The 18,153-nt window shown below is 67.7% G+C and carries 15 protein-coding genes; 3 read left to right on the top strand and 12 right to left on the bottom strand.

The genetic code is table 11. The features are described 5' to 3' along the window. Nucleotides 1-160: 160 nt before the first annotated feature. From ABU113_RS06410 to hemF, 3 genes are read left to right on the top strand one after another with little or no spacing between them, the layout of a single operon-like run. Nucleotides 161-1,273, top strand: coding sequence for a strictosidine synthase family protein (locus ABU113_RS06410; protein WP_454558667.1), 1,113 nt, complete (start codon nt 161-163; stop codon nt 1,271-1,273). Between the two features lie 10 nt (nt 1,274-1,283). After that, entirely contained in the window at nt 1,284-1,739 is a 456-nt protein-coding gene (locus ABU113_RS06405) for a tRNA (cytidine(34)-2'-O)-methyltransferase (RefSeq protein WP_454558666.1), read from the top strand. A 14-nt stretch (nt 1,740-1,753) separates the two neighbouring features. Then, nucleotides 1,754-2,611, top strand: coding sequence for an oxygen-dependent coproporphyrinogen oxidase (gene hemF, locus ABU113_RS06400; RefSeq protein WP_454558692.1), 858 nt, complete (start codon nt 1,754-1,756; stop codon nt 2,609-2,611). Between the two features lie 9 nt (nt 2,612-2,620). Here the strand turns inward: hemF and ABU113_RS06395 are convergent, their stop codons facing one another. From ABU113_RS06395 to murD, 12 genes are all read right to left on the bottom strand, one after another. Beyond that, a complete protein-coding gene (locus ABU113_RS06395) occupies nt 2,621-5,287 on the bottom strand; it encodes a bifunctional diguanylate cyclase/phosphodiesterase (protein WP_454558665.1) in 2,667 nt (888 codons plus the stop codon). Nucleotides 5,288-5,428: 141 nt separating this feature from the next. Next, nucleotides 5,429-6,712 (bottom strand): NupC/NupG family nucleoside CNT transporter, encoded by a 1,284-nt coding sequence (locus ABU113_RS06390; RefSeq protein ID WP_454558664.1) that lies wholly within the window; start codon nt 6,710-6,712, stop codon nt 5,429-5,431. 98 nt (nt 6,713-6,810) lie between these two features. Continuing rightward, the gene (locus tag ABU113_RS06385) at nt 6,811-7,194 is read right to left on the bottom strand and encodes a DUF983 domain-containing protein (RefSeq protein ID WP_454558663.1); all 384 of its coding nucleotides are present in this window, start codon (nt 7,192-7,194) and stop codon (nt 6,811-6,813) included. Nucleotides 7,195-7,494: 300 nt separating this feature from the next. Next, nucleotides 7,495-8,985: a cell division protein FtsZ gene (gene ftsZ, locus ABU113_RS06380; protein ID WP_454558662.1), complete on the bottom strand. Its 1,491-nt coding sequence runs from the start codon at nt 8,983-8,985 to the stop codon at nt 7,495-7,497. 83 nt (nt 8,986-9,068) lie between these two features. Beyond that, nucleotides 9,069-10,292: a cell division protein FtsA gene (gene ftsA / locus ABU113_RS06375; protein ID WP_454558661.1), complete on the bottom strand. Its 1,224-nt coding sequence runs from the start codon at nt 10,290-10,292 to the stop codon at nt 9,069-9,071. A 50-nt stretch (nt 10,293-10,342) separates the two neighbouring features. Continuing rightward, a complete protein-coding gene (locus ABU113_RS06370; protein ID WP_454558660.1) occupies nt 10,343-11,200 on the bottom strand; it encodes a cell division protein FtsQ/DivIB in 858 nt (285 codons plus the stop codon). After that, on the bottom strand, nt 11,197-12,123 hold the full coding sequence (locus ABU113_RS06365; RefSeq protein WP_454558659.1) for a D-alanine--D-alanine ligase: 927 nt from the start codon (nt 12,121-12,123) through the stop codon (nt 11,197-11,199). The genes ABU113_RS06370 and ABU113_RS06365 overlap by 4 nt, the downstream gene beginning before the upstream one ends. Then, entirely contained in the window at nt 12,120-13,055 is a 936-nt protein-coding gene (gene murB, locus ABU113_RS06360) for a UDP-N-acetylmuramate dehydrogenase (protein WP_454558658.1), read from the bottom strand. The genes ABU113_RS06365 and murB overlap by 4 nt, the downstream gene beginning before the upstream one ends. Next, complete coding sequence (murC, locus tag ABU113_RS06355) at nt 13,052-14,473, bottom strand: UDP-N-acetylmuramate--L-alanine ligase (protein ID WP_454558657.1); 1,422 nt, start codon at nt 14,471-14,473, stop codon at nt 13,052-13,054. Before murC ends, murB begins: the two co-directional genes overlap by 4 nt. Then, complete coding sequence (gene murG / locus ABU113_RS06350; RefSeq protein WP_454558656.1) at nt 14,470-15,630, bottom strand: undecaprenyldiphospho-muramoylpentapeptide beta-N-acetylglucosaminyltransferase; 1,161 nt, start codon at nt 15,628-15,630, stop codon at nt 14,470-14,472. Before murG ends, murC begins: the two co-directional genes overlap by 4 nt. Beyond that, the gene (locus tag ABU113_RS06345) at nt 15,627-16,793 is read right to left on the bottom strand and encodes an FtsW/RodA/SpoVE family cell cycle protein (RefSeq protein ID WP_454558655.1); all 1,167 of its coding nucleotides are present in this window, start codon (nt 16,791-16,793) and stop codon (nt 15,627-15,629) included. Before ABU113_RS06345 ends, murG begins: the two co-directional genes overlap by 4 nt. Beyond that, a complete protein-coding gene (gene murD, locus ABU113_RS06340; RefSeq protein ID WP_454558654.1) occupies nt 16,790-18,151 on the bottom strand; it encodes a UDP-N-acetylmuramoyl-L-alanine--D-glutamate ligase in 1,362 nt (453 codons plus the stop codon). Before murD ends, ABU113_RS06345 begins: the two co-directional genes overlap by 4 nt. Nucleotides 18,152-18,153 lie beyond the last annotated feature (2 nt).

The raw sequence follows: 18,153 nt of genomic DNA, 5'->3' as shown, positions 1-18,153 counted from the left end.
CCTAAAGCCCCCATCAGCCGGGTTCCATAATGACCCTGGCTAGTCGGCGCAATGGTCAATTTGGCCGCATCGCGGCTTGCCCCCCCTGCGCAAGGTCGTGAAACCGGGTTATGAACGGCCGGAAGCTCTGCCGTAAACAGTCTGCCAAGGGGGGGACGACATGAAGGTGCGACGACGCTTGCTCCGGCTGCTGGCCATCGCGGTTCTGGCCATGGTGGCGGCGTTCGCCGTGCTGTTCGTGCGCACCGTGGGATGGACCGAGCCGCTGCCGGAGAACAGCACCCTCGCCTGCCATCGTCTGGACGGACCGGTGGGCGCCGAGGACATCGCCATCGACTGGCCGGCCGGACGGGCCTATGTCACCAGCGCAGACCGTCATGGCGTCAACACCGGCACCGCCCCGCGCGGCGACATATTCGTGCTCGACTTCGCGGCCGCCACGCCCGCGCTGACCCCGCTGAAGCTGCGCGACGACGATGCGTTCTTCCCGCACGGCCTCGATCTGTGGACAGGACCGGGAGGGGCAAAGCGCCTGTTCATCGTCGATCACGGCGCCGACGGATTGTCACACAGCATTGAAATATATGACATTACACAAGACGGCGCGCTATCGCTGGCCCAGTCTGTGTCCGCCTCGGCGCTGACCTCGCCCAATGACGTCGCGACCAGCGGCCCCGAACAGTTCTACGCCAGCAACGACCCCTTCGCGGAGCCGGCCTGGAAGCGCTGGCTGGAAACCTACCTGCTCCTGCCGCTCAACACGCTGGCTTATTTCGATGGACGCCGCGCCATGCCGGTGGCGGAGGGTCTGCAGTTCCCCAACGGGGTCGCCCTGTCCCCCGACGGGCAGTGGCTGATCGTGGCGGAGTCCACCGCCAGGGCGCTGCGGCTGTTCCGTCGCAACCCGTTCAACGGACAGGTGACACCGGACCGGTCGATCCGTGTGCCGATGGCGCCCGACAACATCACCGTCCAGCCAGACGGCGCGCTGATGGTGGCCGGTCACCCGCGCCCGCTGGCCTTCCAGGCCCATGCCAGGGCGCCGGCCGCGGCCGGCGCGCCGTCGATGGTGCTCCGCATCACCGACTGGACCGGCGACAAGCCCCGCATCGACACCCTGTTCGCGGACGATGGCCAGCGCTTCGCCGCCTCCTCCGTCGCCTTCCGGGACCCCCGCGGCAGACTGTTCATTGGCGGCGTTTACGAGCGCGGGTTGCTGATGTGCGGGGGTGGCGCTCAATCGATGGTTTCCCCCGCGACCGACATCCGCTAGCCAGAGGCTCATGCGCCTTGCCCTGTTCCAGCCCGACATCGCGCCCAACGTCGGCACGATGCTGCGTACCGCCGCGTGCTGGGGCGTGGGCGTGGATGTCATCGAGCCCTGCGGTTTCCCGTTCTCCGACCGGGGGCTGAGGCGTGCCGGCATGGACTATCTCGACCAGGCAGACATCCGCCGTCATATCGACTTCGACAGTTTCGACACCGCCCGCCGGCTGGCGGGCAACCGGCTGGTGCTGGTGGAAACCACGGGGACGCTCGCCTATCACCAGTTCGGCTACCGACCGGGCGATATCCTGATGGTCGGGCGGGAGAGTGCCGGCACGCCACCGGAGGTCGAGAACCGCTGCGACGCCGTGGTGCGTATTCCGATGCGACCCGGATTGCGCTCCCTCAATGTGGCGATCGCGGCATCTATTGTAGTGGCGGAAGCCCTGAGGCAGACGGGAGGCTACCCTTGAACAGCGAGAACGCGATGGAAAACCAGAAACTACGCGCAGCCCAATGGTTCGAATCGCTGCGCGATTCCATCTGTGCCGCCTTCGAGGCGATCGAGGATGAACAGACCACCGGCCCGTTCGCCGACCTGCCGCCGGGCCGATTCGCGCGCAAGGCGTGGGAGCGCACCGATCACAGCGGTGCCCATGGCGGCGGTGGCGTGATGTCGATCATGCATGGCCGCTGCTTCGAGAAGGTGGGCGTCAACATTTCCACCGTCCATGGCGAGTTCGCGCCGGAGTTCGCCAAGCAGATCGAGGGCGCGGCGGACGACCCCCGGTTCTTCGCCACCGGCATCAGCCTGGTCGCCCACATGCGCTCACCGCTGGTGCCGGCGGTGCACATGAACACCCGCTTCCTCGCCACCACGAAATGGTGGTTCGGCGGTGGCGGGGATCTCAACCCGCCGTTCCCGGTGGAGGCCGACACCCGCGACTTCCACGCCGCCTATCAGGCCGCCTGCGACAGGCACGACCCCAGCTACTTCCCGAAGTTCAAGGCTTGGTGTGACGAGTATTTCTTCATCAAGCACCGCAACCGGGCACGCGGCGTCGGCGGCATCTTCTACGACCACCTGAACTCCGGCGACTGGGAGGCCGATTTCGCGTTCACCCAGGATGTCGGCCGCGCCTTCCTCGACATCTACCCGACGCTGGTGCGCCGCCACATGCACGCGCCGTGGACGGCCGAACAGCGCGAGGAGCAGCTGCGTTACCGGGGCTACTATGCCGAGTTCAACCTGGTCTATGATCGCGGCACCACCTTCGGCCTGAAGACCGGCGGCAACGTGGAGGCCATCCTGATGAGCCTGCCGCCCGAGGCCAAGTGGCCCTGAGGCTGCCCTTCAGCCCACCCGCAGCGATCTGGCCTTGCCCCTGCCGGTCAACGTATCCCGCGTCGGCTCGGCCGCCGGGTCCTGACCGGCCGTGTAGGCTGCCAGCCATCCCGGCACCGCATCGGCGTCCATGGGCCGGGCGATGCCGTAGCCCTGCGCCTGATCGCAGCCGAGGTGAATGAGCAGCGCCTGGATCTCGGCCGTTTCCACACCCTCGGCGACCACCGTCAGCGAAAACGTCTGCGCCAGCCGGATGACCGCCTCGACAATCGCCCGGTCATCCGGATCGTTTGCCATGTCGCGCACGAAACTCTGGTCGACCTTGACGGTCTGGGCAGGCAGATGACGCAGATAGGACAACGAGGAATAGCCGGTACCGAAGTCGTCCAGCGCCACCGACACCCCCAGCGCCCGGCAGCCTTCCAGTACCTTGCGGGAGTGGCGAAGGTTCTGGAGTGCCGCGCTTTCAAGCACCTCCAGTTCCAGCTGCGACGGCCGCAGCGACGGCCACCGCGCCAGCGACTCCCGCAGCACGTCGAGGAAACGGGAATCCAGCAGGTGCCGTGGCGAAATGTTGACCGACACGGCGGTGTCCAGGCCCAGCTGCCGCCAGGCGTCGAGCTGCCTCAACGCCTCGCCAATCGACCATTCGCCGAAGACGATCTCCATCTCGGTGCCGGCGATGGCCTCCAGGAAGCGGTGCGGCGCCAGCACCTCGCCGGAAGGCAGAAGCCGTCGCGCCAGCGCCTCGAAGCCAACCACGACGTTGCTGCGCAGGTCGATCTTGGGCTGGTAGTGCAGTCGCAGTTCCCCCCGCGCCAGGGCGCCGCGCACCACCTCCACCGTGGTGCTGCGCGCGTGGTCCCGCACGGCATTGCCGACATCGAAGAACTGGATGCGCTGCCGGCCGGCGAGCTTGGCCTGGTACATGGCCTGGTCTGCCTGACGGATCAGGACATCCGGTTCCGAGCCATCGAGCGGATAGACGGAAATGCCCAGGCTGGCACCCAGCTGGAACTCCCCCGCCAGCAACCGGTAGGGTTGCGACAGCATGCCATGCAGTTGCGGAAGCGCCTCACGACAGGCCCGCATGTCCTCGAACCCCGACAGCAGCAGCACGAACTCGTCGCCGCCGATGCGGGCAGCAACGTCGACCGCCGGCAGACAGTCACGCAGACGATCGGCGACGGCCGCCAGCAGATCGTCGCCGATCTGGTGACCGTAGCTGTCGTTGATCGGCTTGAAGCCATCGAGATCGAGGTAGCAGACCGCCAGCAATGTATCAGCCGCAGTGGCGCGCGCCATCGCCTCTGCCAGCAGTTCGCCCAGCAGCACGCGGTTGGGCAGGCCGGTCAGCACGTCGTAATGGGCCAGCCGCTCCAGCTTCTTCTGCTGCTCCTTCAGCTCGCTGATATCGGAGAGCATCGCCACGTGATGACGCGCCTTGCCGGTGTCATCATAGAGCGCCGATACCACGGTCACGGTGTGCACCGTGTTGCCATCGCGATGAACGACCGAAAGCTCGCCGCGCCACTGGCCGTGGGCACTGGCGCTTTCCATCGCCTCGCGGACCCGGTGTCGGACTTCCGGCAGAACGGGAATCTCCTCGGCGCGCCGGCCTATCAGTTTGTCAGCCGCCGCCCCGATCATGGAGCAGAAGCGCGGGTTCACCTTCAGGACGCGGAATTCTTCATCGGTGACGACAATGCCTTCATCCGCCTGGTCGAAGATGATGCCCGCCAGGCGCAGGTTTTCCTCCACCTGATGGCGTTCCGTGATGTCCTCGGATACCCCGAGCAACAGTCGCGGGCTGCCATCCTCGTCATAAATCGGCACCTTGCGGGTGTGTAGCAGACGCCGCCCCAGATGCGGGGTGTCCATCACCTCTACCGGCAGGTCCACCGGCTCGCCGCTCGCCAGCACCCGGCGATCCACCTCCGTGAACAAGGTCGCCTGCTCGCGGGGCACGAAATCGAAGTCGTTGCGGCCGATCAGATCGGCTTTCGGCACCCCCATCAGGGCCGCGCCGGTGCGGTTGAAATGGGTGAACCGCAGCTCCCGGGGTTCCTTGGTGAATACCATCATCGGAATGTTGTCGATGATCGCCTCAAGCTCGCCCTGATAACGCATGGCCTGCTCGCGGGCGCGATGGTGCTCGATGGCGATGCCGGCCAGCTGGGCGGCGTGACCGATGATGAACATGTCCTCGACGTCGGGCACCGCCGGACGGGAATGATAGATGCCGAACGTGCCGAGAACCCGGCCGTCGGCGGCGAGGATGGGTTCCGACCAGCAGGATGCCAGCCCGGCGGTTGCCACGAGCTCCCGATAGGGAGCCCAGTAGGGATGCACCGCCAGATCCTCGGCAATCACCCGCTCGGCACGGAATGCCGCCGTGCCGCATGACCCGATTCCCTCGCCGATCGCCAGGCCATCGACGGCCTTGATATAGAAGTCGGGCAGCCGCGGCGCCGCGCCATGGCGCAGACACCCCTCGGCGTCGACCAGCAGCACCGAACAGAGTGCCTCGGTCGCAATGGTTTCAACCGCGCGGGTGATGGCCGCCAGTACGGTACCCAAGGGCTTGCCTCTGGCCAGTAGCTCCAGAGCCTCGCCACGCAACTGGTTGAGGTTTCGCGATCGGGTGTCGGTATCGGGGGTCGAAATCAACGCCATACGCCTTCGCCGCTTGCAGTGTCCCCGGCACCCCGACGCCCCCCCTTGGCCGCCAGCGCCGTATCCGCCCCACCCTCTACAAGCGGAGAATACGGCAGCGGAATTAATGTGCCGTTAAAGCGCGCCTGCTGCGACGGCAGGTCAGCCAAGCCCGATCCAGGTCACCGGCAGCATGGCCACCAGCGCGCCGGTCGACAGGTTGGCCAGGGTCGCCGCCAGCAGCGAGCGGAACAGCAGGCCGGCAACGTCGGAGCGGCGCTCGGGCGCGATGGCGTTGAAGCCGGCCAGCATGATGCCCAGTGAAGCCAGATTGGCGAAGCCGCAGACGCAATAGATGAGAATGGCGATGGTGCGGGCCGACAAGGTTTCATCCAACTGCGACAGCCGGATGAAGCCCATGATCTCGGTCATGGTGATCTTGGCGCCCATCACCGAACCGGCGGTCACCGCCTCGCCCCAGGGCACGCCGATCAGCCACATCATCGGCGCGAACAGCCAGCCCAGCAGCCGCTCGATGGACAGCGGCCCGCCGGCCAGGTCCGGCAGCGCCTTCAGCCCCATGTCGACCAGCGCCACCGTCGCCAGCACGGCGATGATCATGGCGGCGATGTTGAGCAGCAGCCGCAGGCCTTCCTCGACACCGCTGGAAAAGGCGTCGACGGTGGAGCGATAGACGCCCTCCTGATCGCCCTCCTCACGACCGGTCGGCACCACGCCGGGGGCTTCCGGCACCATCAGCAGCGCCAGCACGACGCCGGCCGGGGCCGAGATCAGCGAGGCCGCCACCAGATGGGCAATGGCGTTGGGCAGCACGGATTCGATCAGCAGCGCATACAGCAGCATCACCGAACCCGCGACCGTCGACAGGCCGGTAACCATCACGACAAACAGCTCGGAACGCGACAGCCGGTTGAAGTAGCGGCCGATAATGACCACCGATTCCACCATGCCGAGGAACACGTTGGCGGCGGTGGCCAGGCTGACGGCGCCGCCCAGCCCCAGCGACCGTTCGAACAGGCGGGCGAACAGGTGGCTGATCCATTGCAGCACCTTCCAGTGCCACAGCACGGCGGAGATGGCGGCGACGACGATGATGAACGGCAGGATCTGGAAGAAGAAGCTGGGGCCAACGTCAGTATTGACCACCGCGAACGGCGCCTTGCCGCCGCCGATGTAGCCGAACACGAAACTGGTGCCGGCCTGGGTGGCGCTGGAGAGCGCATCGACGGCATCGTTGAGGCCCAGCAGCGCACGGCGCACCGGCGCCAGGGCAAACAGCAGCAGCAACAGCGCCACCTGCAACACCATGCCGCCGATCACGGTACGCCAGGGGATGCACCGCCGGTTCTCCGACAGTGCCCAGCCGATACCGATGATGACGGCTAGCCCGAGCAGCCCGCGCGCGTGATTGACGTCCCAGCCCATGTATCCGCCTGCCCCCGATCATATTGCTCCGCACAATAGCTAACGGGGCACCGGACACGGCGCCAGAGCGAGAAACAAACCGCAATGTGAAATATATGTTACCGCGCGTCGGTGGACCACAGGGCGCCGATGACCGCGCCCTTCACAAAGGGCAGCAGGCCCATGGTCAGCGCGCCGACGGCCGACAGCACGCCGGTCAGCACCATTGGCAGGGAGTGTTCCAGAATGAACGGGAACCCCAGCACCGGCGCCACCACCAGGTGACCGACGATCAGGATGGTGAAATAGGGCGGCGCGTCATCGGCCGGATACTGGCCGTTGTCGTGGCCGCAGGCCGCGCAGGTGGGCGCCACCTTCAGGTAGCCGGCGAACAGATTGCCCTCGCCGCAGTTCGGGCAGCGGCGAACCAGGCCGCGCAGCACGCCCTGCAGCATCGGCTTGTTCCTGGCCACAACGACTTTCTGGGGCGACAGCTCCGGCATCGACATTCCTTCCACGCGACCCCCTGGCACATGACAAACATCGTACCGGGCCGCTCCTCTATTCGCCGTTAACAGGCCGGGACGCAACTGTCGCGCGGCGCGGCAGATCGCCCCACGCACCAGCCCGGACCGTCACGAGGGGGCACCAACGCGATCCGGCCCCCGGCCACAACGACAAACCCCTCCCCGGCAGGGCAACCGGAGAGGGGCTTGGTCGTCATCGAGAACGTCATCCCCGAAGACCGGCGCTCCGGCCGTGACGGGTCAGGGCAGCCCGTCACGGCAACGCCGGCCAGCGGCTCAGTTGGCCTGCCGCTTGAGGAAGGTCGGGATCTCCAGCGGATCCTCGCCCGCCGCGCGGGGGTCGCGCGCCGGGGCCGCCTTGGCGGCCGGGGCCGGAACGTCATCCGTCTCCTCGGCCTGGGTCGAACGACCGATCCCCATCATCCGCTCGAACAGGGTTGGCGCGCGGGTCGCCTCGGCGCGGGGCCGCGCGGCCGGGCGGGCCGGTTCGACAAACGGACGTTCCACCGACTCGACGATCGGCGCGGTTGTCTGCGGCGCCCGCGGTGCCGGCTCGCGCAGCGAGGTCACCACGGCGGGGGCATCGGGCTCGGCCAGCTCATCGGCGACATCAAGCGCCAGTACATCTTCTTCCTCGGCCACCGCTTCCGGCTCGGCGACCGGAACCGGCTGGGCCACCGGCGCCGGCTGGGCGACCGGCTGCGCGCCAGCGCGCGGCGCGCCGGTGTGGAAGGCGCCCGCGACCGGGGAGAAGCTCATGCTGGTGCGCGACGTGGCTGGCGTTGCCGGCTGGGTCGCGGCGGCGGCGTCGATGCCGGTCGCCACCACCGACACGCGCATCCGGCCGTTGAGTTCCTCGTTGAAGGCCGAACCGACGATGATGTTGGCCTCGGGGTCGACCATCTCGCGGATATGGTTGGCGGCCTCGTCGACCTCGAACAGGGTGAGGTCGTCGCCCCCGGTGATGTTGATGATGACGCCCTTGGCGCCGCGCATCGACACCTCGTCGAGCAGCGGGTTGGCGATGGCGGCCTGGGCGGCCTCGATGGCGCGGCCGGCGCCCTCGGCCTCGCCCGTGCCCATCATCGCCTTGCCCATCTCGCTCATGACGGTACGGATGTCGGCGAAGTCGAGGTTGATCAGGCCCGGCATGACCATCAGGTCGGTGATGCCGCGCACACCGGCGTGCAGCACCTCGTCCGCCATCGAGAAGGCTTCCTTGAAGGTGGTCTGCGGCCCGGCGATGCGGAACAGGTTCTGGTTGGGAATGATGATCAGCGTGTCAACGTGCTTCTGCAGCTCCGAGATGCCCTCCTCGGCCGAGCGCATGCGGCGCAGACCCTCGAAGCTGAACGGCTTGGTGACCACACCCACCGTCAGGATGCCCTTCTCGCGCGCCGCGCGGGCGACAATCGGGGCGGCACCCGTGCCGGTACCACCACCCATGCCGGCGGTGATGAAGCACATGTGGCTGCCGTCGAGCGCGGTCTCGATGGTGTCCAGCGTTTCCTCGGCCGCCGCGCGACCGATTTCGGGCCGCGAGCCGGCGCCCAACCCTTGCGTGATCTTCAGGCCAAGCTGGATGCGGGTCTCGGCCAGACCGCCCACCAGCGCCTGCGCGTCGGTGTTGGCCACCACGAAGTCCACGCCCTGCAAGCCGGACTTGATCATGTTGTTCACCGCGTTGCCACCGGCGCCACCAACGCCGATCACGGTGATGCGGGGCGAGAGCTCGGTCAGCTCCGGCCGCTTGAGTTCGATACCCATTGCCCTGTTCTCCTTCGTCCTCGATGACTCACGCCTGAACGCTATCTATACGACCTTGGCGGGCTGCTCCCACCTATATTTAGTTAAAATGCACTGGCGAGAATACGGATCATCCGCCCGAACGGATTGCGCGAAATCGTCGTCGCCGAGATGCGCGCGTCGCGCCAGATATCCTGCACCTGCTGCTGCTCCATCTGGATCAAACCCACCAGGGTCGAGAAGGCAGGCCCTGAGGCCGCTTCCGGCAGACCATCCAGCGGCTTGGGCGCGGCAAGCTTGACCTCGCGGCCGAACATGCCGGTCGCGAAATGGGTAATGCCGTTGAGGTCGGCGACACCGCCGGTGAGCATCACCGGTCGGCCCACGGCGGCCCGGAAGCCCAGCTCGTCGAGGCGGACAGCGACTTCCGAGAGGATCTTTTCCACCCGTTTGCGGATGATCGCCGACAACTGAGCCTTCGACACCCAGCTCGGCTCGCCACCCTGGGCCCGCAGCGGCGTCACCTCGATCATGTCATGGTTGTCGCGACTGGTGGTGATCAGCGTACCATGCAGCGACAGCATCCGTTCGGCGTGAATGCGCCTTGTACCCACGCCGGCGGCGATGTCGTCGACGATGTCCGCACCACCCATCGGGATCGACGACAGGCCAACCATCATGCCGCGATAGTGCACGGAGACGTTGGTGACGCCGGCGCCCATCTCGACCAGCGCGACACCGGTCTCGCGCTCGTCCTTCTCCAGACAGGCAAGGCTGGTGGCCATCGGAGCGGCGGCGATCGACTGCACACCCAGATGGGCCTGGCGGATGCACAGGTCGAGGTTGCGCAGCGGCGCGGTATCGCAGGAGACGACCATGATGTCGACGCCCAGCCGCTCGGCATGGAAGCCCAGCGGGTTCGCGACGCCCGGCAGGTCATCGACGGTATAGATGGCGGGAATGGCGTGCAGGATGGTGTGGTTGCCGGGGTCGATGCGCTCGCGACCCTCGGCCAATACCCGGTCGATGTCGGCCCTTTCGATGCGGTGGCCGGCAATGTCGACGTCGACCTGATGAATCTCGTAGCACAGGTTGCCGGCCGACATGCTCACGAGCACGCGTTCCACGGTCAGATCGGCGGTTTTCTCGGCCTGATCGACCGCCGCGCGGATGGCGCGTTCAGCCGCGTCCATGTCGGCGACCACGCCCTGGCGAACGCCCGTGCACAACTGGTGGCCAACACCCAGCACCTGGGCGGAGCCATCCGGCCCGAGACGGGCGATCAGCGCCGCCACCTTGGAGGTGCCGACATCGAGGGCGGCGACCACGCGCTCACCCCGTGCCAGACTGAGCCCAGCTCCACTCTTGCGGCGCGCCTTCATATATCGACCCCCCGATCCTGCCCGGCCCCATCCGCGACTCGCGCGGGCACCGCCGCCAACTTGCGCGTGTACATCCGATCCTCCTGGCGCATGTCAAAGCGGGCAAAGCCGCGCCCCAGCAACCCCGCGTTGCGATCCATCGTCGCGAATTTGGACACGGCCCGCACGGCGGCGTCATCCCCCTCGGGCAACATCAGCAACTCGCCGGACCGGAATCGCAAATCCCAGCGGCGATCGCCGACCCAGGTCGCGGAGTCCAGCTGGCCAGCGAGATCCGGGTGCCCGGCCAGCATGACAAACAACGCCCGGGCGTGCGCCTCGGCACCGACACCCACCACCAGCGGCAGGCGTCCGAAGCGCTTCACCCGCTCGCCATTGTCAAGGACACGACCCTCGGCATCGATCACTGCCAGCCGGCCCTGCCGCTGCCACACCGCGACCGGCTTGCGCTCACGGACCACGACGTCGAGCGTATCCGGGAGCCGGCGGGCGACCGAGGCCTCCGCGATCCACGGATTCGCCATCAGACGGGCGCGAACGTCATCGATGTCGACCAGCAGCATGGAATTGGAGCGCCCATCGAACACCGCGCTATAGATCGCGAGCTTCGGCGCGTTCTCGACCCCGCTGATCTTGACGTGCTTGACCTCGAAGCCAAGCCCGGCGACGCCCTGGGCGACGCCAAAAGCCAGCCGCTGCGGCACATCGAACAGCCAGACGCCCAGCCCCAGCACGATGCCGGTGACGGCAAGCCCGCCGCCAATGACTGCCCGCCGCCGCAGCGACGCGGTCCAGAACGACGTCGTCTTGGCCGAACGGCGCGAGGATCCGGCGGCTTTCTTGCGGCGGCTCATCGCTTCAGCCCCGCATCCTGGATCAGCCGGTCGACCAGGGCGTCGAAGCCGATCTGGCGATACTTCGCCTGCTCGGGCACCAGGCTCAAGGGCGTCATCCCCGGCTGGGTGTTGACCTCCAGCAGGTAGAGCTGGCCCGGCTCGCCCATGGTGTCGTCATAGCGAAAATCCGAGCGGGAGACGCCCCGGCAACCCAGCGCCCGGTGGGCGGCCAGCGCCATCGCCAGTGCCTGCTCGGTCGCCTGGGGGTGGATCGGCGCCGGCACCACGTGCTGGGTCAGGCCTTCGGTGTACTTGGCGTCATAATCGTAAAAGCCGCGCGTCGGCTGCAACTCGGTGACCGCCAGCGGTTCGTCGTCGAGGACGGCGACGGTCAGCTCGCGGCCACGGATGAACGGTTCGGCGAGCAGCGTCTCGAACTGCCGCCACGGTCCGGCGGCATCGCGGCTGATCGGCTGGCCGAAATTGCTGTCGTCGGTGACGATGGCGACCCCGACCGACGATCCCTCGTTGACCGGCTTCAGCACATAGGGGCGCGGCAGCGGGTCCGCCTCGAACACTGATTCCGAGCGCACCACGCCACCGCCCGGCATCTGGATGCCGGCGGCGGTGAGTACCGTCTTGGTGAGCTGCTTGTCGATCGCCACCGCCGATGTGGTGATGCCACTGTGAGTATAGGGGATGCCCATCAGCTCCAGCACACCCTGGATCGACCCGTCCTCACCCGGCGTGCCGTGCAGGGCGTTGAACACCACGTCCGGCTTGAGCTCGGCGAGGCGCTGGGCGACGTCATGGCCCATGTCGAGTCCGGTGGCCCGGTAGCCCAGCCGCTGGCAGGCCTCGACGATGGCCCGGCCGGAGGTCAGCGACACCTCGCGCTCCGCCGACCAGCCGCCCATCAGCACGACCACATGCCTGCTCATGCCCGGCCTCCCGTCTGCGGGTTGCCGATGCGCTGTATCTCCCACTGCAGTTCGACGCCGCTGTCGGCCTTCACCCGTCGCCGCACCTCCTCGCCCAGCTGCTCCAGCTCGGCACTACTGGCGCCGCCGGTGTTGAGCATGAAGTTGCAGTGCTTCTCGCTCATCTGGGCGCCGCCGATGGTCAGGCCCCGGCAGCCGGCATGATCGATCAGCTGCCAGGCCTTGTGGCCGTCCGGGTTCTTGAACGTGGAGCCGCCGGTGCGCGAACGCAGCGGCTGGCTCGCCTCGCGCTCGGCGGCGATGCGGTCCATCTCGGCGCCGATGGCGGCGGGGTCGCCGGGCCGCCCCTCGAACAGCGCCTCGACGACGATGGCACCGTCGGGCAGCTCGGAATGGCGGTATGTGTAGCCCAGCGCCGAGGCCGGCAAGGTCTCGACCCGACCGTCGCGGTGGACCACGGTGCACTCGACCAGGATATCGGCACATTCCCGGCCATAGGCGCCGGCGTTCATCCGCACAGCGCCACCGACGGTGCCGGGAATGCCGCGCAGGAACTCCAGCCCGGCGATGCCAGCGTCACGCGCGGCGCTGGCGACGGTGATGCCCATGGCGGCGGCGCCCGCGCGCACCCGGGTCGGGCCCTCGATCTTCACGTCGGCGAAGCCCTTGGACAGCCGCACCACCACGCCATCAATGCCGCCATCGCGCACCAGCAGGTTGGAGCCGACGCCCACCGGCAGCACCGGCACATCGGCCGGGCAGCCGGCAAGAAAGGTCACCAGGTCGTCGCGGTCCGCCGGGCGGAACAGCGCTTCCGCCGGACCGCCGGTGCGGAACCAGATGAAATCGGCCATCGAGCCGGCGGCCTCCAGCGTGCCGCGCGGCGCCGGCAGCCGGTCGAGCAGCGAGGGATTGGCGCGCGCCGCCATCATGCCACCGCCCCCCGATTGGCGCGGATGGCGTCCGCCAGACCCGCCGCCCACTTGGTGATGTCGCCGGCACCCAGGCAGACCACCATGTCGCCGGGCTGGATCAACGCCGCGAGCTGCTCCGCCAGATGGTCGGCACCGTCGGTCGCCAGCACCTGGCGATGGCCGGACGCCTTCAGTCCCTTGACCAGCGCGTCCCGGTCGACGCCCTCGATCGGCTGCTCGCCGGCGGCATAAACCGGGGTGATGATGACGACGTCGGCATTGTTGAAGCAGGTGCAGAAGTCGCCCATCAGATCGTGCAGGCGGCTGTAACGGTGCGGCTGGGCGACCGCGATCACCCGGCCGGTGCCCACGCCCTCACGGGCGGCGGCGAGCACGGCGCGAATTTCCACCGGATGATGGCCATAGTCGTCGATGATGGTCGCCCCATCGACCTCGCCGACCCTGGTGAAGCGCCGCTTGACGCCGCCGAAGGTACGGAAGGCCTCCTTGATCGCTTCATCCGGGATGCCGAGCTGCTGGGCGACGGCGATCGCCGACAGCGCGTTCTGGACGTTGTGCCGGCCCGGCATCGCCAGTTCCAGCTCGTCGATCGAGCGGCGCGCGCCGGTACGCCGGTCGGTGATGACGGCGTTGAAGCGGTTGCCGCCCGGCACCGGCTGCATCGCCTCGCCGCGCACGTCGGCCTGGGCGTTGAAGCCGTAGGTGACGATACGCCGGTCGGTGACGCGCGGGATGATCGCCTGCACTTCCGGGTGGTCAAGGCAGAGCACGGCGGCGCCATAGAAGGGCACATGCTCGATGAACTCGACGAACGCCTCTTTCACCGTGTCGAAGTCGCCGTAGTGGTCGAGGTGTTCGGGGTCGATGTTGGTGACGATGGCAATGGTCGGCGGCAGGCGCAGGAAACTGCCATCGGACTCGTCGGCCTCGACGACCATCCATTCGCCGCCGCCAAGATAGGCATTGGTGCCATAGGCGTTGATGATGCCGCCGTTGATCACCGTGGGGTCGAGACCGGCCTTGTCGAGCACCGCCGCCACCAGCGAGGTGGTGGTGGTCTTGCCGTGGGTGCCGGCGACCGCGATGGTCGACTTCAGGCGCATCAGCTCGGCCAGCATCTCCGCCCGCCGCACCACGGGAATGAACCTTTCGCGGGCGAGATCGACCTCGGGGTTGCCGGCCTTGATGGCGGACGACACCACCACCACCGCCGCGTCGCCGAGGTTCTCGGCCTTGTGGCCGATGGCGACCGGGATGCCGCGCTCGCGCAGCCGGGCGACGTTGTAGGATTCAGCGACGTCCGACCCCTGCACGCGATAGCCCAGGTTCTTCATCACCTCGGCGATGCCGGACATGCCGATGCCACCGATACCGATGAAGTGGATAATGCCGATATCGCGTTCCAGACCACTCATGACGCAACTTTCACTATCATGTCGCTATCGTCCTCACCGCGGACATCGGACCACGGGCCACCGGCCAGCCGGGCGATGATGCCGGCCAGCGCATGCGCCGCCAGCGGATGCCCGAGCGCCCGGGCCCGCGCCGCCGCATTGGCGAGCGCACCGGGTTCAAGCGCGATCTTCTGAATCTGCTTGGCCAGTTCCGCCGGCGTGAAGCGGGCCTGCGGGATCACCCGCGCGCCGCCGGCCTGCGCCATCTCGCGGGCGTTGGCGCTCTGGTGATCATCGGTCGCCGAGGGCAGCGGCACCAGGATGGCCGGCCGCCCGACCGCCGTCAGTTCGGAAAGCGTCGAGGCGCCGGCACGGGCGATCACCAGATGCGCCCATTTCAGCCGCGCCGCCATGTCGGTGATATAGGTGGCACACTCGGCGGCAATGCCAAGACGGGCATAGATCTGGCGCACCGTCGAGACATCCTCCTCGCGGCACTGCTGCGTCACCTGCAACCGCCGGCGCAGATGCACCGGCAGCATCTCCAGTGCCGCCGGCACCACGTCGGAGAGCACCTTGGCGCCCTGACTGCCACCCACCACCAGGACGCGGAACACGCTCTCCTCGTGAAAGTCGGGAAACGGCAGGGCCCGCAGCGCGGCGACATCGGCACGCACCGGATTGCCCGTCACCGAGACCTTCAGGGCGTGACGGGCGTTCAGCCGCGCCGTCTCCTGGAATGACGTGGCGATCACGTCCACCCGGCCCGCCAGCAACCGGTTGACCCGGCCCAGTACGGCATTCTGCTCGTGAATGACGGTCGGGATCCTCAGGCTGAGCGCCGCCAGCAATGCCGGCAAAGCCGGGTAGCCGCCAAAGCCCGCCACCACCGCCGGGTGGTAGGACTGGAACAACCGTCGGGCAGCGGCGCGACCCTCGCGCACCTTGAGCAAGGCGGACAACCAGCCGAGCGGACCGCCCCGGCTCGGCGAGCCGCTGGCGATGACATGCTTGGGAATGCCGTCGAACAGCCCGGGAAAGCGCAAACCCCGGTCGTCGGTGACCAGCGTCACCTCATAGTCCTGCGCCATCAGCGCGTGCGCCACCGCATGGGCCGGCACCATGTGCCCACCGGTTCCGCCGGCGGCGATCACCACATGGCGATTGCCGTCGGTCATAGGGTTGCCCGTCCGGACACGAAGGGGGAGGCATGGAGGAAGCGGTTGCGACGGGTCAGCGCGAGCACCAGCCCCATGCCGACAGCCACGGCGACGAACGAGGAACCGCCATGGCTGATCAAGGGCAAGGTCATCCCTTTGGAGGGCAACAGATGTAGGTTGACGCCCATATTGATGAACGCCTGTGCTCCGAATTGCGTTGTCAGCCCGGCCACGGACAGGAAAACGAAAGGATCTTCCTCGTCCACAAGCTGTAGCAGAACCCTCACTATAATGGCTAGATATAGTAGCGCCAAGCACAGACAGGCGATCATGCCAAACTCTTCGCCGATCACCGAGAAAATATAGTCCGTGTGCGGTTCGGGCAGTTGCATCTTGACCTGGCCCTCGCCCGGCCCGGCGCCGAACAGGCCGCCGGACTGGAAGCTCTCGATGGCCTTCTTGGTCTGGTATGCCTGCTCCGCCTCGTCGGTGGACAGGAAGCGCTCGATGCGCGAACGGACGTGCGGCACATACATGTAGGCCAGCCCCATGCCGGATACGCCCGCGAGGCCAACCGCCAGCAGCAACCACAGGCTCATGCCCGCCAGAAAGGCCTGTGCCAGCCACACAGCGGCAACCAGTGCGCTCTGGCCATAGTCCGGCTGAATGACAAGCAGGCCCACCACCAGCACCATCAGCGCCGCCGAGACCTGGATCGCGGGTACCGCTGCATCATCGAACCGCGCCGACAGCAACCAGGCGGTGGTGACGATGAACATCGGCTTGAGGAACTCCGAGGGCTGGAACTGGAAGCCGCCAAGACTGATCCAGCGCACCGCGCCGTTGGCGTTGGAACCGATGAACGGCACCGCCACCAGCGCCGCCAGCAGCGCGACGAAGCCGACCACGCACAGGCGACGTACCCAGACGATGGGCAGCATGGAGGCGCCAATCAGCGCCGGCACCCCCACCGCGACCCAGAACAGGTGCCGGCGAAAATACATCAGGTCGGGAATCCGGTGCGTGGCGTCGGAGTAACGGTGCGCCGCCGCCGGGCTTGCGGCCAGCACCGCGACGATACCCACCGCCACCAGCATCAGCAGCATGGTCAGCAGCATGCGGTCGATGGTCCAGAACCAGCGACCGACGGCCGTACGGTCGGAGCGACTGAACGGACTCATGAGGCGTCTCCTTGCCCCAGCGCCGCCACGGCGGCGCGGAAAGCGTCTCCACGGGCCTCGAAATCCCTGAACTGGTCGTAGGAGGCACAGGCCGGCGACAGCAGCACCACCTCGCCCGGGCGGGCCGCCGCCGCGGCGTCAGCCACCGCCTGTTCCAGCGTGCCGGCACGCACCACCGGCACGTGGGGAGACAACAGGCCCGCGAACAGCGCCTCCGCCGCGCCGATCACATAGGCCTGCCGGACATGGCCGAGATGCGGCAGGCAGGCATCCAGCTCGTCGGTCTTGGCCTTGCCACCGGCGATCCAGTGGATGGCCGGATAGGCGGCCAGTGCCGGCGCGGTGGAGGTCGGGTTGGTGGCCTTGGAATCGTTGAGGTAGGTGACGCCGCCGATCTCGGCAACGAACTCCATCCGGTGGGCGAGCCCCGGATAGCTGGCGAACGCCGCCAGGATGACCGCGTCGGCGATACCGAGCGCGCGGCAGGCGGCATAGGCGGCCGCCGCGTTCTGCGCGTTGTGCGGCCCCTGCAGACGGGGCCAGGCCGACTGGCTGCCGATGGCCCGGCCATCGACATTCAGGGTGCCGCCAACGACGCAGACGCCATGGCCCAGCACCCGCTCGTTGGAGATTGGCACCAGCGTGCCCGCCACTGTGTCGGCGATCCGCCGGCTGGGATCGTCATCGATCGATACCACCGCCGTCTGACGCGGCGTCTGCATCGCGAACAGGCGCTGCTTGGCATGGGTGTAGCCGGCCATGTCGCCGTGACGGTCGAGATGATCCGGCGTGATGTTGGTCAGCACCGCGACATCGGCCACCAGCGTCTGGGTGAGATCGATCTGGAATGACGACAGTTCCAGCACATAGACGCCGCCTTCCGGCAGCGGCGCCTCCCCGAGGATCGGCAGGCCGATGTTGCCGCCCATGCGGGTCGGCACGCCGGCGGCGGCGACAACGTGGTGGATCAGCGCCGTGGTCGTCGACTTGCCGTTGGTGCCAGTGATCGCCACCACCTTGTGCGCGGGCAGTTCGGCACGGGCGCGGGCGAACAGCTCGACATCTCCTATCACCGGTACGCCCGCCAGTCTTGCCTTCTCGGCGAGCGGGTGCGGCGCCGGCAGGTAGAGCGGGATGCCCGGCGACAGCAGCAGGCCGTCAAGGCCGCGCAGATCCAGCGCATAGAGATCGACCAGCGGAATACCGGCCTCGGCCGCCGCCCTGCGGGCGGCGTCGCCGTCGTCCCAGCCCAGCACGTCGGCGCCCGAGGCGATCAGCGCGCGCGCGGTGGCAAGGCCGGTGCGCGCCAGACCGAACACCGCATATCGTTTGCCGGAAAAGACGCGCGCCGTGATCATGA

Source organism: Parapedomonas caeni (genome assembly GCF_041060555.1).
Lineage (GTDB): Bacteria > Pseudomonadota > Alphaproteobacteria > Sphingomonadales > Sphingomonadaceae > CAUJIW01.
This window is presented reverse-complemented; position numbering and strand designations above follow the sequence as displayed.

Bases quoted from the DNA above. Each gene is read 5' to 3' on its own strand.
- ABU113_RS06410 (WP_454558667.1), top strand. From the start codon at position 161: ATGAAGGTGCGACGACGCTTGCTCCGGCTGCTGGCCATCGCGGTTCTG.
- ABU113_RS06405 (WP_454558666.1), top strand. From the start codon at position 1,284: ATGCGCCTTGCCCTGTTCCAGCCCGACATCGCGCCCAACGTCGGCACG.
- hemF (WP_454558692.1), top strand. From the start codon at position 1,754: ATGGAAAACCAGAAACTACGCGCAGCCCAATGGTTCGAATCGCTGCGC.
- ABU113_RS06395 (WP_454558665.1), bottom strand. From the start codon at position 5,287: ATGGCGTTGATTTCGACCCCCGATACCGACACCCGATCGCGAAACCTC.
- ABU113_RS06390 (WP_454558664.1), bottom strand. From the start codon at position 6,712: ATGGGCTGGGACGTCAATCACGCGCGCGGGCTGCTCGGGCTAGCCGTC.
- ABU113_RS06385 (WP_454558663.1), bottom strand. From the start codon at position 7,194: ATGCCGGAGCTGTCGCCCCAGAAAGTCGTTGTGGCCAGGAACAAGCCG.
- ftsZ (WP_454558662.1), bottom strand. From the start codon at position 8,985: ATGGGTATCGAACTCAAGCGGCCGGAGCTGACCGAGCTCTCGCCCCGC.
- ABU113_RS06370 (WP_454558660.1), bottom strand. From the start codon at position 11,200: ATGAGCCGCCGCAAGAAAGCCGCCGGATCCTCGCGCCGTTCGGCCAAG.
- ABU113_RS06365 (WP_454558659.1), bottom strand. From the start codon at position 12,123: ATGAGCAGGCATGTGGTCGTGCTGATGGGCGGCTGGTCGGCGGAGCGC.
- murB (WP_454558658.1), bottom strand. From the start codon at position 13,055: ATGATGGCGGCGCGCGCCAATCCCTCGCTGCTCGACCGGCTGCCGGCG.
- murC (WP_454558657.1), bottom strand. From the start codon at position 14,473: ATGAGTGGTCTGGAACGCGATATCGGCATTATCCACTTCATCGGTATC.
- murG (WP_454558656.1), bottom strand. From the start codon at position 15,630: ATGACCGACGGCAATCGCCATGTGGTGATCGCCGCCGGCGGAACCGGT.
- ABU113_RS06345 (WP_454558655.1), bottom strand. From the start codon at position 16,793: ATGAGTCCGTTCAGTCGCTCCGACCGTACGGCCGTCGGTCGCTGGTTC.
- murD (WP_454558654.1), bottom strand. From the start codon at position 18,151: ATGATCACGGCGCGCGTCTTTTCCGGCAAACGATATGCGGTGTTCGGT.